This window comes from Gimesia sp. (assembly GCF_048260065.1).
Classification (GTDB): Bacteria; Planctomycetota; Planctomycetia; order Planctomycetales; family Planctomycetaceae; genus Gimesia.
Map to the genome: position 1 here is coordinate 357,119 of NZ_JBLXHC010000001.1, position 16,999 is coordinate 374,117.

Annotated in this window: 7 protein-coding genes; 6 read left to right on the forward strand and 1 reads right to left on the reverse strand. The window is 52.1% G+C overall.

From position 1 onward, the window contains the following. The first annotated feature begins 79 nt into the window (after window positions 1-79). Window positions 80-7,018, forward strand: a complete 6,939-nt coding sequence (locus ACN0YN_RS01315; protein WP_417383170.1) for a hypothetical protein — start codon at window positions 80-82, stop codon at window positions 7,016-7,018. 158 nt (window positions 7,019-7,176) lie between these two features. After that, the gene (locus ACN0YN_RS01320; RefSeq protein ID WP_417383171.1) at window positions 7,177-8,589 is read left to right on the forward strand and encodes a TadE/TadG family type IV pilus assembly protein; all 1,413 of its coding nucleotides are present in this window, start codon (window positions 7,177-7,179) and stop codon (window positions 8,587-8,589) included. A gap of 180 nt (window positions 8,590-8,769) precedes the next feature. Here ACN0YN_RS01320 and ACN0YN_RS01325 read toward each other — a convergent pair whose 3' ends face one another. Beyond that, complete coding sequence (locus ACN0YN_RS01325) at window positions 8,770-9,345, reverse strand: TadE/TadG family type IV pilus assembly protein (RefSeq protein ID WP_417383172.1); 576 nt, start codon at window positions 9,343-9,345, stop codon at window positions 8,770-8,772. 322 nt (window positions 9,346-9,667) lie between these two features. Here ACN0YN_RS01325 and ACN0YN_RS01330 point away from each other — a divergent pair, with 322 nt between their 5' ends. From ACN0YN_RS01330 to ACN0YN_RS01345, 4 genes are all read left to right on the forward strand, one after another. Continuing rightward, window positions 9,668-10,252, forward strand: coding sequence for a TadE/TadG family type IV pilus assembly protein (locus ACN0YN_RS01330; RefSeq protein WP_417383173.1), 585 nt, complete (start codon window positions 9,668-9,670; stop codon window positions 10,250-10,252). A 66-nt stretch (window positions 10,253-10,318) separates the two neighbouring features. Beyond that, complete coding sequence (locus tag ACN0YN_RS01335; RefSeq protein ID WP_417383174.1) at window positions 10,319-10,693, forward strand: STAS domain-containing protein; 375 nt, start codon at window positions 10,319-10,321, stop codon at window positions 10,691-10,693. Window positions 10,694-11,001: 308 nt separating this feature from the next. Then, a complete protein-coding gene (locus ACN0YN_RS01340; RefSeq protein ID WP_417383175.1) occupies window positions 11,002-11,928 on the forward strand; it encodes a DUF4132 domain-containing protein in 927 nt (308 codons plus the stop codon). Further along, the gene (locus tag ACN0YN_RS01345; RefSeq protein ID WP_417383176.1) at window positions 11,925-16,997 is read left to right on the forward strand and encodes a hypothetical protein; all 5,073 of its coding nucleotides are present in this window, start codon (window positions 11,925-11,927) and stop codon (window positions 16,995-16,997) included. Before ACN0YN_RS01340 ends, ACN0YN_RS01345 begins: the two co-directional genes overlap by 4 nt. Window positions 16,998-16,999: the final 2 nt, after the last annotated feature.

Genomic DNA, 16,999 nt, shown 5'->3' on the forward strand with positions numbered 1-16,999 from the left:
CAATGAGATCGACGTTGCTGACTTTAACAATGTGCGTGTGGAAGGCACGACCGGCAATGATGTTCTGGATTTCTCTGCTGTGGCCTTTACTAATTTTAACAGCAGTTTCCAGGTCTACGGTCATAACAATAACGATACGATCACGACGTCTGACATTTCCGCAGGTGTACGGTATCAGGGGGGGCACGGTAACGATCACTTCATTATTGGTGATGCCGATGCAACTTTCATCTACGCGGGATCGAATAACAGCTCCGACAGCTTCACCACAGCCGGCACAGGTCTCGGTAAACTTGTCGCCTTAAACGATAACACTGTAATCGGTCTGGCGAGCGGCTTCAACGACGGAGTTGTGCGTATCAATGAGATCGACGTTGCTGACTTTAACAATGTGCGTGTGGAAGGCACGACCGGCAATGATGTTCTGGATTTCTCTGGTGTAGCCTTTACTGATTTTAACAGCAGTTTCCAGGTCTACGGTCATAACAATAACGATACGATCACGACGTCCAACATTTCCGCAGGTGTACGGTATCAGGGGGGGCACGGAAACGATCACTTCATTATTGGTGATGCCGATGCAACTTTCATCTATTCAGGGACAAATAACAGTTCCGATTCGTTTACCGGAAATGACAGTGGGCAGACCGTGACGATTCTGGCGCTGAGTAATAATACAAATATCGGCCTGGCAGACGGCTTTGAGAACGATGTGGATCTGATCGATGACGGCGGATTCTCGGGTGTCAAAATATTTGGTACCACAGGGAGTGATACACTGAATTTCGAAGAGGTTCAATTTGCCGGTACGATGTTGATCCATGGCCATAACGGGAACGATACCGTGACGGCCACCCTCGATCGCGGACATGCCCTGACATATAATGGGGGCTATGGCAACGACACCCTGTTTCTATCCCTGACTGATGCTGAAGCACAGGACGTTGCCGTGCAGACTGCCCTGGACGACTTCTTCGCTGTCTATGACGGTAGCACCCCTTACACATTTGGCACTGACGGTCCGAGTTCGGCTCTGGATGGTATTACGATCCAGGATTTTGAGTCAGTGCTGATCCCGCTGGTGGTCAGTGGTGCCGGGGATTATCGTGTGGTTCGTAATGACCAGGGAGCCGGGACCGCCGATGATGAAATTGAAATTTACCGGGACGGCAATCTGATCGCGAATCAACTGATCAGTCGGACGAGTGAAGTCCGTGTGCTCGGGGCTACGAACTCCAGTGACTCTCTGGAAGTGGATTTCAGCGGCGGTGACCCTGTTCCAGTGCATAATGTTTTCTTCAATGGACTGGGCGGCAGTGGATCTGATGAATTGCTGATTACCAACGGCAGCCACACCGACACCATTTACACCTATGAAAATGCCCATGACGGCAGCATCAGCCTGGACGGCTCCCTTATCAATTATGTCGGTCTGGAGCCGATTACAAACACCGGTACTACTACAAATGCGGTCTTCAATCTCACTGAAGGGGGAGATGTTGCAACACTGACCGATAACGGGGCGACTTCGAGTCTGACCGGAAGCAGCTTTGAAAATACCACCTTCACTAATCCGACTGGTTCATTGACAATCAATGGCGGTGGAGGTGGGGATCAGTTCCTGTTTGGTGGCGTTTACGACGTTGCCCTGGACCTGGTCGTGGATGCCGAGACGATTTCTGTAAACCATGATCTTACGGTGAATTCCTTCACGTCGACTGGGAATACCCTGTCATCCGGTAGTTATGATGATATTTTTGCGATTGCAGGGGATATTGATATCACGACCTTCAGCGGCAAGATCGATGTCCGCGGGCTGCTCGATGCCCAGAATGGTGGCAGTGGATCGATTTCGCTGAACGCAGCGACGACGGTGTATGTCTCAAGCAGCATCACGACTGATGGGGGAGACTTTACTTCTGCAGGTACCAGTTTTACTGTTGGGGGAATCATCTCTACAGGCAGTGGAATCGTAGATCTGGACGGCCATTCGGGCGACATCTCCCTGGGGAGCGATGTATCCGCTGCTGCTTTCTCGGCAACCGGGGGAGCAACATTCTCTACTGGCAGCGGTGATAATATCAGTGTCACGGACGGAAACATCGATATCACGACTTCCAGCGGTAAGATTGATGTCCGTGGTCTGCTGTCTGCTCAGAATAGTGGGGCTGCTGCGATTACACTGGATGCTGCAACGACGGTATATGTCTCGAGCAGTGTGACGACCGATGGTGGCAACTTCATTTCTTCAGGAACCGACCTGACTGTAGGCGGAGCCATTACCGTTGGTGCCGGTGATGTGAATCTGGATGCCCAGACAGGGGCGATCTCCCTGGGTGGCGATGTGACGGGGGCAGCTTTCTCCGCGATCGGTGGAACGATGTTCTCGACCGGCAGTTATGATGACATTAGTGTCTCTTCCGGGAATATCGACATTACAACTTCCAGCGGTAAAATCGAAGTGCGTGGTCATCTGGACGCTCAGAACAGTGGAACCGCGACGATCACGCTTCATTCAGGAACGACGGTTTATGTTTCCAGCAGCGTGACGACTGATGGAGGTAGCTTCGTTTCTTCAGGAACCGACCTGACTGTAGGCGGAGTCATTACCGTTGGTGCCGGTGATGTGAATCTGGATGCCCATACAGGAGCGATCTCCCTGGGTGGCGATGTGACGGGGGCAGCTTTCTCCGCGATCGGTGGTACCTCATTCTCGACTGGTACCTATGACGATATTCGCGCCACGGCAGGGGATATCGCCATTACGACTTCGAGTGGTGAGATCGATGTGCGAGGACTGCTGGAGGCCTCGAATAGTGGAACAGGGACGATCACACTGAATTCAGCAACGACTGTGAATGTTTCAAGCAGCGTTACCACGGATGGTGGCGGCTTTACTTCTTCCGGAACGGATCTGTTAGTAACAGGCGCCATCTCCGCGGGCACCGGTGCCGTCAATTTGGATGGTCATATCGGATCGATCTCGCTGGGAGGTGATGTGACCGGTGCTTCCTTCTCTGCAACCGGTGGTACGAGCCTGACTACGGGGACCTACGATGACATTCGCGCGACGGCGGGTAATATCGACATTACGACTTCCAGCGGCAAGATCGACTTGCGAGGTCTGCTGGAGGCTCAAAACGGTGGAACTGGTGCGATAACCCTCAATTCTGCCACCACCGTCAATGTTCTCAGCAGTGTGAGCACCGATGGTGGAGATTTTCTTTCTTCAGGATCGGATCTTTTAATCGGAAGTGCCGTTAACACCTCCGGGGGGAACATTGTCTGGGATCATGGCAATGTTGCGTTACAAAGTGATGTTAATACCGGGGGGGGCAATTTCACTTCCGGCAATGGTACCGGGGATCTGACGACCGGTACTTACGATGACATCCGGACTGCAGGGGGTACTGCCACATTTGACCACAAAACTACACAGGTCAACGGGCAAGTCAATACAGACGGCGGTGATCTGAACGTGACATTGCACCTGGTGACTGCCAATTATGGGCCAACATTATTTTATGTAGCCTCTGGGAATCTTGTCTTTTCAAACAGTTCGGTCCTGACGGTTGATGCCTCGGCCGTGGATCTGGAAGATGATGCTCCCTTCGACCAGTTCGATGTGATACGAGCCAACAATGGCGATGTGATTGAATCCGGCCTGAGTATAGTCAGTGGGCAGGATGCGAACGGTGACGATACGGCGTTTGTTTACGAAGTGATTACCTCTGGTTCGAGCGAGATTCTCCGGTTAACCGGAGCGCCTCTGTTGCCGATCGTTGCCAGTGGGGCAGGGGATTATGTTCTGCAACTGGAAGATCTTGGCACTGCCAGCACAAATGACGATGAGATCGTGTTGTACCGGGATGGAGCAGAAATTGATCGTCGGGCTTACTTTGCTACAAGTTATGTGGATATCACCGGTGCCATGGGGACCAGTGATTCGCTCACGATCGATTTTGATGGCGGGCTGCCTGTAGTGCCTGGTCTCGGCAGTGATGGTGGAAATCCCATCCCGATTGACGGAGTGACTTTTGACGGACTGGGAGGGGCGGGCAGTGACACGCTGATACTTGAGGGAGGCACTTTTGATGCCGTGACCTTTAACTACGATAATGCCAATGATGGGGATATCGAACTGGTTGACGGGGCGGTGACTTCCAGCGTGAATTTCCTGGGGCTGGATCCCATCGTGGATACGACGACCGCTGCTGTGAAAACCTTCAATCTGCTGGGAGGCAATGACTCGGTCTCACTGTCCCGCGTCGATGCGACCACTTCGGTTCTGAGCGGTGCGACGATCGAGAACACGACCTTCACGAATCCGACGGATTCCCTTGTGATCACTGGTGGTTCAGGAACTGATACGATTTCTGTTACCGGTGCCAATCTGGATCTGGGGACGGCGGGAATTGATCTCTCTGCCGAAACGATCAACATTCAGGCTGGACTGACGGCTGCCTCAGTCGCGACCAGTGGAGTCAACCTGAACGCCAACAGCGGAAAAGATATCACATCGACTGAGGGGGATATCACCTTTACTCAGTCGGGATACATCAGTGCCGGCGGATCAGATCTTTCTGCTGCCAACAGTACCGATGACGCTGCGATCACGCTTGTGGCCGGGAGTGGCGGCCATGATATAGCCGTGAGGTCTGTGACCACGGATGGTGGTAACTTTACTTCCACAGGCGGACGTCATTTGAATGTGAATTCCGACATCCTGACCGGGGGCGGTCTGGTTGATTTGAATCATACCAATGGGAATGTGACGTTGTATGGAGATGTGACGGCAAGTGCGTTTCAGTCGGACGGAGTGAATCTGAGTATCTCCAGCAATCACGATATCCACGTTTCGGGTGTGCTGGGGAGTGGTGAAGGGATTGATATCAACCACACAGGTGCCGTGAGTATGGGCGGGACCGATCTGATCTCCGATGCTGCCGGGGCAAGTATAATTATTAACGCTGGCAGCGGCGGTCATGATGTGACGGTGCGTTCGGTGACGACCAGTAATGGCGACTTTATTTCGACTGCTAATCGACATTTCACGGCTAACTCATTCATTAACACCGGGAGCGGTCTGGTTGATTTGAATCATACCAACGGGAATGTGTCGTTGTATGGCGATGTGACAGCGAGCACATTCCAGTCGGACGGAGTGAATCTGAGTGTCAGCAGCAATCACGATATCCACGTTTCGGATATCCTGGGTAGTGGCGAAGGGATTGATATCAACCACACCGGTGCCGTGAGCATGGGCGGTACCGATCTGATCTCTGATGCTGCCGGGGCAAGTATTATTATCAATGCTGGCAGTGGCAGTCATGATGTGACGGTGCGTTCGGTGAAAACTATCGATGGTGACTTCGTTTCTACCGGAAATCGTCACTTCACGGCTAACTCATTCATTAACACCGGAACTGGTCTGGTAGATCTGAATCACACTAATGGGAATGTGTCGTTGTATGGCGATGTGACTGCGAGCACATTCCAGTCGGACGGAGTGAATCTGAGTGTCTCTAGTAATCACGATATCCACGTTTCGGATATCCTGGGGAGTGGCGAAGGGATTGATATCAACCACACCGGTGCCGTGAGTATGGGCGGTACCGATCTGATCTCCGATGCTGCCGGGGCAAGTATAATTATTAACGCTGGCAGCGGCAGTCATGATGTGACGGTGCGTTCGGTGAAAACTATCGATGGTGACTTCGTTTCTATCGGAAATCGTCACTTCACGGCTAACTCATTCATTAACACCGGAACTGGTCTGGTAGATCTGAATCATACCAACGGGAGTGTGTCGTTGTATGGCGATGTGACAGCGAGCACATTCCAGTCGGACGGAGTGAATCTGAGTGTCAGCAGCAATCATGATATCCACGTTTCGGATATCCTGGGTACTGGCGAAGGGATTGATATCAACCACACCGGTGCCGTGAGTATGGGCGGGACCGATCTGATCTCCGATGCTGCCGGGGCAAGTATTATTATTAAAGCTGGCAGCGGCAGTCATGATGTGTCCGTGCGATCGGTGACGACCAGTAATGGCGACTTTATTTCGACTGCTAATCGACATTTCACGGCATTTTCGAACATCAATACCGGAACCGGGATTGTTGACCTCAACCATGGGGGGGGAAATATTACCCTATATGGAAACGTCAATGCGGGGGCTTATGAAGCCAGCGGTGCGAACTTCAGCATGTCCAGTAATCATGACATTGTTGTCAGCGGGAACATTAGTGGCTACGGCATCAGTGCGATTCACTCCGGTTCTATCAGCCTGGGCGGGACCGATCTGGTTTCAACGGGAACACTGGGCAGCATCAATCTGCAGGCCGGTGGCGGCAGTCATGATATTGTCCTCAGGTCGGCTACCACCAGCGATGGGAGCATTCTCATTTCGGGTGGTCGTCACCTGACATTGAATGAGGATCTGGAAGCAGGCGGGACAGGTGCCGTTAACCTGGTTCAAGGTGGTACCCTGAATCTGGGAAACCATGATATTACGTCATCATCCTCAGTATCGATCTCGGCTGCAGCGATCAATGGTGGTTCCAGCTCATTGATTTCGTCAGGAACTGATCTGACTCTCATCAGTGGAAACAATATTGACGTGGGAGATGTTATATCCGGCGGTGTCTTCAATGCCTCTGCAACGACGATGACGCTCTACGGGACTCTGGACTTTGGTGACACAATGGGGTTCATCTACGGTAACCTGGTTGTGGCGTCGTCCGGGGAACTGGTTTTTGATCTCTTTTATGATAACGCTTTTCAAATGTTGATCGTAACGGGTGACCTGACGTTGATCGCCGGGAATACGGTTACTGTCGATGTGGGATATGACTATTCTCTGTCCGAAGGTCTCGGTCTGCTTCCTCTGGCACAGACCTTTGGTGACGAGACGGGCAGTGTTTCCCATGTTCAGAAGCAGGGAGATCCAGCTGAGCTCGCTAAGATTGATGATGTCTTTTCCAACCCCGATGGGATTTTTGCTTCAATCTGATTTTTTTAAACGCACGGAGGCATTTACTGTTACCCGGATGCTCAACAGGCATCCGGGTTTTGCCACTTTCTAATGCGTATGAAAAAAGCCTGGGAGGTTGTGATCTGCAGGAAACTGAAACTGTGGATTTTCGATCAATCAGAATGAGAGCGATGAATATGGGCCTGCCTAGTCAGAATAAAAAACAGCGCCGGGGCGTTGTGACCCTGGAACTGATCCTGGTCATGCCAGTCATGATCATTTTTGTGCTCGCCGCAGTTGAGTTTGGTGTCTTACTGTCTCAGATTAAGCAGGTAGAATTTGCCAGTCGCGAAGGTGCGCGGCTGGCTGCAGTGCAGACTCCTGGCGATCTCTCTACCGCAATCGGGACTGTCTCCAATCGCGTTGAGCGGGTATTACAAACAGGTGAAATTCCCGGGTACTGCAAAGTCATTCTGCAACACAATGTGGCAGCAGCGAGCAATCCCACGCAATCGACGGGAAGTTGTAACTGTCCGACTCCCACGACGCCTGCGTTACCTTCTGGGACTAATCTCGCTGCAGTGCGGGTGACGGTCTGTGTGGGGATGGAGAAACTGGCTCCTGATTTACTGTCATCATTCGGTCTTTCCCTGAACGGGAAAATCGTTTCGCAAACGACGACCTGGCCTTATGTCGAAGTACAGAATGTAAATTACTCCGGGAATATTTATGTTGCTAACACTGTTCCCCCCGGTCCGGCAAATGTGACACTGGTTGACCCGAGTACTGCCAACCGGTCGATTGCCTCAGCAGCAGGAACGGGAACCGGGCCCGCTCCCCTGGGGACGACCGATATTGTATGGGATGACGACAACCAGCGGATTATTTATTCGGACAGGTTCCAGCAGTCGATTGTGGCAGTGGACCCGGCGACCGGGGATCGTACTGTGATTTCTGCATCATCCGGCTCAACTGTAGGTTCCGGTCCTGCATTACTGAATGTTTCCGGGCTGGCGCTCGAACCTACCGGCACGATTCTGGCACTCACCAGCTTTTCGGGATTGATCCGGATCAATCCGGCTACGGGGGATCGGACGGTGCTTTCCAGTTCATCTGTGGGAACGGGGTCTGTCTGGCTCATGGGAGACAGTGTAGCGGTCAACGCGACTGGTGAGATCTATGTCGTGGGACGTAGTCCTTCGCTGGCTGGCGTGTATGCAGTGAATGCTGTGAGTGGAAACCGGAGTGTCGTTACAGCTGATACATTCTCGACTCCGCCACAAATCAGGATTGGAAATCCGGCAGATGCGATCTTCAATGCCTCTGGAGAGCTGTTGATTGCCAGTAACCTGAATATTCTTTCGATCAATGTCGCTTCCGGGACGAGAACACAAGTCTCGGGGGCAGGACTGGGTACCGGTTCTGCCATTACGTCTCCTCAGGGGATTGCCGTGCAGACAGACGGGACCATTCTGGTGAGTGACAGCGCATTACAGGCAGTGATGGCAGTTGACCCTGTCAGCGGGAACCGGACCGTGTTTTCGGGATCAGGAACCGGGACCGGAAGTAATTTTGGAGGCGGGATTCGTGACTTGACGATCGTGCCGTAGTCAGGCACAGATTGGGTCATCTGGGGGCCTGCTCAAAGGAACTGACGACCCGCAGTTGAGTCGTTTTAGATTTTGAACTGAATACTAGACTGTGTCCAGTTTTACTGTAGCGTCTCCAATGCCGTTTGGGACGAGTATATTAGATTGAATGACGCTATGGTTAAATGTGATGCGCTCTAGTTAGTCGAGGCCGGCCAGGGCACTGATTTCAAATCGTTTCCCGGTCAGCGAGAAACCAAATGAAGAGAGGAGATCTGGCAGCGGGGATGAGCCGCTGGAATCGGTCAGGTTCACACAGACTGTGACTTTCGTTTCTGTGGCTGAAGGAGTTGGTCCTACGGGAGAGCCGTTAATGTTTGAGTTCCCCATGGTTTCAGTGGGATTGGTACTTTTCTGAATGATGACGAGCACGTTACCAGCACCAGGAGATGCAGGTTGCTGATTGACGTCCAGATTTAAGGAATTGATGGCGAGATATTGATGAATCAGGTTACCGACAGAATTTGTTGTAGATCCGTAGGTCGCAGATTCACGGGCGCCTTCGACGGTGGCAGTAGTGATGGTCTGCTGCAACATCGAATACAGACTGAATTCCATGATGGCAAGTGTCATGATCAGAATAATGGGGAAGGCCAGGATGAACTCAAGCAGGACGGAACCCCGTCGTTTTTTTCTGGCCGCACTTCTGACAAAGACATCAGCCGTTGTTTGAGAAATGATTGATTCTTGAGATTGTGTTTGATTTTTAAGAGCCATGGTTAATCCTGCAGAAGTGTTAACAGAAAGATACATATGTATACATTTCGATAATGCTTGTTAGCATATCATCTGTGCCATCTTAATTGAGCTGACAACATTTCAAGTGGAATTCAATTTGTCATTCAGGAAGAACTTTTGTTCGAATCAGTATTACAAAGAGGGCAGAGTCCTCTGGTAACCAGGAACGCAAATTGCTTGCCAGAGTGTGTGTCGGTTCGAAAAAAAATAAGTTTGAAAGTAATTAGTTTTAGAGTGTGAAACAGAAATCTTTTATCCGGTAATTAACTGGCATAAATATCTATTTGAATGAATGCTTCTTATGAGACGAATTGAATTCCGAAAACGATCCTTCCAGAAAAATCGACGGGGAATCGCCATCGTCTGGCTGATTCTTTGGGCGAGTATTTTCCTGACTTTTTTTTGCGTGTTTTTTGAAGTCGCAACACTCTGGCAGGCACAGGTAGAGTTGAATGACTCTCTGGATGCCGCGGCACTGGCAGCGGTGAGTGAGTGGAAGACGCAGCGCGATATGAGTAATTTTTCAACCGAAATTCCCAGAAATGTTGGAATTGATTACGCTGCCGCTAATCCTGTTATGGGGGATACGGTCTTCCTGGGAGACAATTATGATCCAGGTAATTCACCCAATCAAAACAGTTTGTGTTCCGGAAATCTTGTATTTGGGAATCTCACCAGTTCCGGCAGCGATTATATTTTTAATGCAGGAACAAGTGGAGGATTACTGGCCGTAAGGACCCAGGCAACGATTCCTCTCTATGGATTTTGCCAATCGCTGTTAGGCGTCACTTTCTTAAATGTGTCTGCTTCGTCTACCGCGTTTTATGACACGGGGAGCGGTAGACCTCGGCTGGTGCGGGTTACATCTTACAGTTGTTCAGATTGAGCCTCTTGAGTGCACTCATCCAATGAAATGATGTGATTGAAGAAGTTTATTACTGCAGGAAGTAAAATGAAGGTAACCAATTTCGAAATATTCGAGACTACGATCAGAGATGAGAAGCTGGTCGTGATACCTCAAGGCTCCACGCAGGAGTTTTCTCATAAACAGATTCAAATCGAATCCAATCATCTGATAAGGCTCTTTAATTCACCAGAGTTAAAGAGTGTGATTGTTGATCTCAGCCAGGTTGATACCCTGGACAGTGTTATGATCAGTGCTCTCACCCGCTTACTGCAACTGGCCAGACATACGGGAGGACAAGCTGTTTTCTGTAACGTTAGTGATCGGATGCAGGCTGTATTAGAACGCATCAAACTGGGAACGCTTTGGCCTGTCTTTGACTCTCTCGACAGTGCCGTCGCCTGCATCACTCTGAAGCAGTAAAGCACAGTATCTGATTAATGAGATGACTGTGTTTTCCTGGCACTCGAAGGACTCCTGCCTGACTTCGCCTCAAGTTATGCTGTTAAGATTATTCCGCTGCTTTCTATCTCCCTCAAGATCCGACAGGTTCGTATCACTCCCCCTGAGCCCGCTTGCATTCAGGTAGCGGTATGTGATTTAAGATTTCGTGAATGTGACGATCTCGACAATCTGTCACCAGCGGTGAGTTGCTCTACGAATGTTGATAATGTCATAATGTCCTCTATCACATTTCTGATCGATTCACCTGTCTGACAGCGGAGACTGAGATGACGCCCACCGCACCGAAAAAGAAAACCCAGGAAAAAACCGAACCGGAGATTTCCTGGCTGGAAGCGGATAAAGAATATGGCTTAGGCGTGTTGAACGGGAAACTGGTTGCGCGTAACCCCAAGGGAAAAAAACTGGCAGCTGTTCCCAAGTGGCTCAAAGAGACTGAATTGGCTGACCAGTTGCTGGCACTCTGTGACTGGCTCGCAGAGCATGAAGCGGAATGCAGACACCGCGTGGAAATCTGGATGCTGCGTTCTCTGCCGGTCCCCCGGGAAGCGATAGAAAAGATCTGGTTCGATCCGGGCTGGTCCGAAGCACTGCAGAACATGGTGGTCACTCCCGTCGATGCCAAAGGGAAGCCCAATCCCGAGCAGACCGGTTTACTGCGCGACATCGTGAGTAATAAGGGAATCGGCGTCGTCGATCGGGATGGGGAGACCCAGTGGCTGAAAGCCGCCCAGGTGCTGATCCCCCATCCGATTCTCATCGATGGTCTGGAGGATCTGCGGGAAATTGCAGTCGATATGGAATTTTCGCAGTCCGTAAATCAGCTGTTTCGCACCGTCTTTGCTGCGACCGAAGAACAACAGGACTTAAAACAGATCATGGATTTTCGAGGGGGGCGATTCGACCAGTTGAACTTCGCCACATCGCTCTGCAAGCGACTGGGATACCCGGTCCGCGGCGGCTATGCCTGTAATCGGATCTGGGAGGACGAAGTTCCGCTGGAAGCACGCTACTGGGTGGGAGACGATTATCCCGAAGCGGAAACGACGACCTCGGAATTAATCTTCGTCGACGATGATCAGGTTCCCCGGCAGATTTCCACCGTTGGGCCGGTGACCTTCAGTGAAGGGATGCTGATGGCTTCGCAGATTTATGCCAAACGTAAAGTTGAGAAAGAGGAAGGGGACGCAGCATGACGACGGTGGCAACCAGACTGGCAGCAGGCGGACTGTTACCGGCAAAGACGAAGGCAGATCCGACAACGACGGAATCCATTGTAGCCCGTGCCTATCAGCATCCGGTTTTGGGTAACCGATGTGTCGTAAGACTGGCTTCAGATCGACTGGGCGAGGCGGAAGACCTGGCGATGGAATTTCTCGGCTTTGAAGCGCCTGAAGTCTCAAAACCAGTGGCGGTCCAGCAGCGTGAGATTCTCAGCTTTGCCGCTTGGGCGCTGATCAACGATCCTGATAATGCCCGCTTTGCCCTCGATCTGGTCAAACAGATGAAGAAGATCTCGCGCAGAGCAAAATCCAAACCGGGGCATGCCTGGGATGCTTATACGGCAATCGCAGACGAACTGGGACGTTCGGCCCGGCATTTCCTGCCTCCGTATTGGGAAGAGGTAGGGCAGACTTATAAAGAATTGAGCAATCAGACCTATGCAGGACGCGCATTGGGAAAGTCACTGGTGGCGGAACGCGTGCACGCACTCGAATCGGATCGCGAACGGCGGCGCGATGTCGTCCTGGAGTTTGCGCTTTCCGGTTGTCTGTCGGCCAAGGCCCTCTCCGAGTATGTTCAGGATTTGCAGGGGCAGTATCAGCCTGAAGAAGCATTCGAAATATTCCGGGATCTGTGTACGCGCAGGACTCGGGGCGGCATGGCTCCCTGGGCGAGTCTGGCCAAAGATTTCATGAAGCTTGCGAAAGCAGCGGGCCTGAATGCGGATGAGGAACTGGAACGCTGGCTGGAGGGGGTGATTGATGTTCCCGCGATGGAACGGGCACCGCTGCAGTTCTGGAAGTCCTGCAGTAAACACTGTCAGAAGCTTGTCGCCCGAAACCCTGCGTTTGCTATTGCTTTACTGCAGCATACCAAACCCGTGGACGATTATCGCAATCTGGGGAAAACGGAGGCCTGGCTTGAACTGCTGGATCAGTGGGGGACGTTCGAATTTCTCTGGGAAGACGGGCATCAGGGAGCTCCGCCTCTGGGAGAGCCGATTGCAGTCTGGCTGGGCCGCCTGTTGAGAAATGTGCGTCCCCTGCCGGACCGATTACTGGATCTGTTCCAGAAACTGGTTCCCCGATTGCGCGCCGAGGGCGCACCTCTCGCGCTGGCAGAAAAACAGCGATATTATTACCGATCGATTGATATCGATCTCCTGGAAGCAGCACTGGCTAATGGCGTGCTGGTAGCCGATCCACCAGCGGCCGCACCGATTGATTTTCAGGGATGGCTTGCCCGGGAGAATGACCATGCACTGCGTAACCAGGACATTGTGCATGCGGCTCAGGATGAACGATTTCACGACAATCTGCTGCAGTCTCTCGATGATGCACTGACGCCGCGCAACAGGCGACGTGTCTATGGTGCTTATATTCAGGCGGATGAACAGCTGACGTTCCCGGAAGCCGCCAACGATCGTCCGGGGATCAGTGAGTTGTGGCGGCAGCATCTGGCCGGACTGATCGACGAACTGGAAGAGTGTGGAGCAGCCAGTTTTATTAATTTCAGCGAACGTCTGTTTGCGACGCTCTGGCCGGAATCGCTGAGTCGATTTCCGGATCTGGCCGGTCGTCTGACGGAGTTCAATCCTGTCAATGTGCTTCTGCGTACTCTGCAGGCCGGCGTGATCGATGAGTACGGTCTCCCTGCGCTGGAAGAGGCCGTCGAGCAGAATGAAATCAAGATCGAGAAATCTACGAGTTACTATCGAAATACCTGTAATTGCACGCTGACTTTTCCTGATATCACTCTGTACGATCAGGGAGCTGCCTGGGTGGTGCGGGGGACGGGAAATACGACGAAACATGAACTGCAGGTTCCCAAAGATTCTAAGGTCGAATCGGTACACGTGGTGGGGGATGACCTGGCTGTGGGGTGTGTCGATAATTCCTGGCGTCACTTCTTTTTCTGGGCCAGTCAGCCCGACCAGGTACGCTCCTCCGAATATGGTTTCGCCAATTCTTGTCTGGCGGTTCCCCGAGAAGATGGCGGGGTGTTTCTGGGCGGACGGGTGATTTATCCGGGAGACAGGAAAGGGCCGGATTCACAGCCGTTTATGCATGATGGAACGCGTTTCTGGATCTGTGAAAATAGCTACGATACCCCCAGTGGCGAGTATAAATGGATGCTGTTTGAGGTTGATCCGCAGACAGGAAAGAAGCTGCGCACGAGTTTGCCGGCCTGGTTTGAAACAGAGAACCGCGAACAGGCTGTCTTTGAATGTTCGGCGTTAATACCGGCTGCTCCCGGATGCGAAAAGAGCCCCCTGGGTATTCAGGACGGGATGCTGGGCTGGAAGGTGGTGCAGCGCGGGGATGGCAGTTATTACGGGGAAGGCATTGACGGGCGTCGCTGGGATCAGCCTTTGATAGACGGCAAGCAGGGAGCACAGGTCCCGGTTGGCCTGTTGCAGCAGCCGGGGACTGAGAACTATCTTCCCATCTCAACCCAGAGAGAGCTTCATAGTAATTTCAGTTGTTTATGGGATCCTGCAGGCAGCACGGTGATTGCCCGCCTGCAACCATTTACCACACGTTCTGCCGCCGGGCAGACTTTGCTTCTGCCTGTCAACTACTGGCATCTGCTAAAACCTCGGCATGAAGCTTCGTCGCGGAAATTACGCAAGATCAGCATGAAACAGTGCCGGGAATTATTTGATCAGGCAGAGCAGGACCTGCAGCAGCTAAAGCAGAAACGGATCGAAGATCGAACCTTGAAGCATGACGATCTCCCCATGCCTCCGATGCCGAAACTGGTCGCTGCTGTTAAAAAGTATCTGCCTCAGGCACCCGAACGAATGGTGACGGGGATAGCCGAGGTTGTCGGAGACGTGACTTCGCTGATTCTCGATTTCAACAAAAAGCTGAAAGACCTGGCTGAGTGTGCGGAGCAGGAAAGTTCCGATGCTTCCGGTACCTCGGAACTGGTGATCGAAGCAGCCAGCCACTCCTGGAATCTGCCGCGCGTGACCTATTATTCGTTCGATGAGGAAAATGCATCGCTGAAAAAACATCTGACAGCAGTCGCGGAATTCCTGAAAGGAGAGACACCCGCCGGGCCTCTGCCTGGCAGCCGGTATGTCTGGTATCAACTGCTGGAAGGGATGAGACTGCAGAGCTGGCGGGCTTACTGGCAGGCGACAGTATCCCAGCTCGAACAGAAATCAACTAAGAAAGCACACTGGTTCGAATTACTGGCCCTCTGGAGCGAACTGGGACTGAGTGATCTGCCGGGGCAGTTTGCAGTGATGGAAGGCTGTCCCGAGAATGCAAAGCAGGACCAGTACGGGCGATATGATGTCGAGACGAATGCGGGGGACTCGTATTCGCTCCAGAAGGGGAAAGATCTGTTTATCGTACTGGAATGCAATCGTTACGGAGGGTTGCCGTTCGAAATTCTACGGTATTCGACCGCGAAGACTCCCGGGAAACCGCCGGGGATCAAGGTGCAGAACATTCGCGATTTAAAACCCACCGTCAGCAGCGAAGAATTAACAGCCATGGTGCAGGCAGTTCAGGAGCACGACGACCTGGCACTGCCAACGCCGGAAGAACTGAAAACCGTCGCCGAGAAACTGATTGTGTCGCCGGCTGAAATTGCCATGATCTGGCTGGCTGGATTGAAGATGGATCATTACGGCTACAATATTCTTCCCACAGAAATCCGAAACAGACTGGGGCTCAAAGTGGCAGAAGTGAGTGCTGCTGCACAGTCGCTCAAAAATCTGAATGAGGAACTGTTCGCAAAACTCTGTGAATCGATTGTGACCCCGGCGGCAGCGCCGTTTGCTGACGATCGCGGGCCGGCATTTGATTCGCTGGTCGAAGCCTGGGAAGCCAATATGCCTCGACGTCTCCCGTTAGATGCCGATCTACAGAAGAAACTGTCCGCCATCGCGAAAGAGTCTTCCTGGAGACGGGAGAGCCAGGAGCAACTGCTTGCATTGGCGACCAACCCGGAAAAAGATCCGCTGCTTCAACCACATGAAATGCGGATTGAATACACAGAAGACGGACATTATCCTGCTCTGGAAATCGTCGCCAGAAAACAGGAAACGGCGATCGATGCGGGACTGCTGAAATCAATCGCGCAGCTGGTAGGCCTGATTCACAATTTCACGCCGGCCGGTCATGCTGCACGTGCCACGATGCCGGCCCTGATCAAACAGGTAGGCAAGTTACTCGACAGTCCCAAAACGCTGTTCCTGTTGCGTCTGGTATATCTCCACAATTACGGCACGACAAAAAATCCAGCTCCGTCAGAGTGGTTGAATCAGAATCTGGGAAAAGGCAAGAAAGAGAAAAAAAATCAGCTGCTCAGGTACGATGATGAACTGCTTTCAGCTGTTGCCTGTGATGCGATTCATCAGGTTGATATCGCGTTTCACCCGGCCGCCCTCAAAGGGCCTGTGGAACTGGATCGGATGCAGGGGATTCTGAATATGGATGTGGGCGAAGATTATTTCGGCAGTATGCAGTATGGACTGCCAACCGTGGTTCTGTTGTTGAGTCCGGGTTTCAAAAAACTGGAACAGGCGATCTCTGCATCCGGCTATGAACCGGAACAATGGCTGCAGAATCCGCTGTTGACGGCGCCTGAAGTTGTGGCGGAGATTCAGAAGAAGAATAAACTTACCGAAGAAGCCGCGATATTATATGCTCAACTACTGGCTCTGCCTGATCCTACTACGGCAAATCTGCGGACCTGGAATGACTGGACACCTGCCCGCATTAAAAAGGCTTCGGCAGAACTCATCAAAAAAGAACTGGTCATGGAAGCCAAGCGGGCCCGGGCAGGGCGGAATATCTTTCTGCCTGGTCCCTGGACCGAACAGAAGACTCCCTGGTTACCTCTGGAAACCTGGAAGATCGAGCTCTTGACTGAATTGGATCTGGGGAGCTCGACTCCGTTCCCGGCAGGAGGCCCACTGGTCTTGCGGCCTTTCGAGGAGCTCTTTGCAGCTGCCTGGGAGCGTGTCAAAGCGGGAGATGCACCGCGCTATGAAGAAGTCAAACGGAAACGCAATAGAAAGTAATG

What these genes read in the sequence shown, in the direction of transcription:
- ACN0YN_RS01345 (WP_417383176.1), top strand. Translation starts at nt 11,925, where the DNA reads ATGACGACGGTGGCAACCAGACTGGCAGCAGGCGGACTGTTACCGGCA.
- ACN0YN_RS01320 (WP_417383171.1), top strand. Translation starts at nt 7,177, where the DNA reads ATGGGCCTGCCTAGTCAGAATAAAAAACAGCGCCGGGGCGTTGTGACC.
- ACN0YN_RS01325 (WP_417383172.1), bottom strand. Translation starts at nt 9,345, where the DNA reads ATGGCTCTTAAAAATCAAACACAATCTCAAGAATCAATCATTTCTCAA.
- ACN0YN_RS01335 (WP_417383174.1), top strand. Translation starts at nt 10,319, where the DNA reads ATGAAGGTAACCAATTTCGAAATATTCGAGACTACGATCAGAGATGAG.
- ACN0YN_RS01330 (WP_417383173.1), top strand. Translation starts at nt 9,668, where the DNA reads ATGAGACGAATTGAATTCCGAAAACGATCCTTCCAGAAAAATCGACGG.
- ACN0YN_RS01340 (WP_417383175.1), top strand. Translation starts at nt 11,002, where the DNA reads ATGACGCCCACCGCACCGAAAAAGAAAACCCAGGAAAAAACCGAACCG.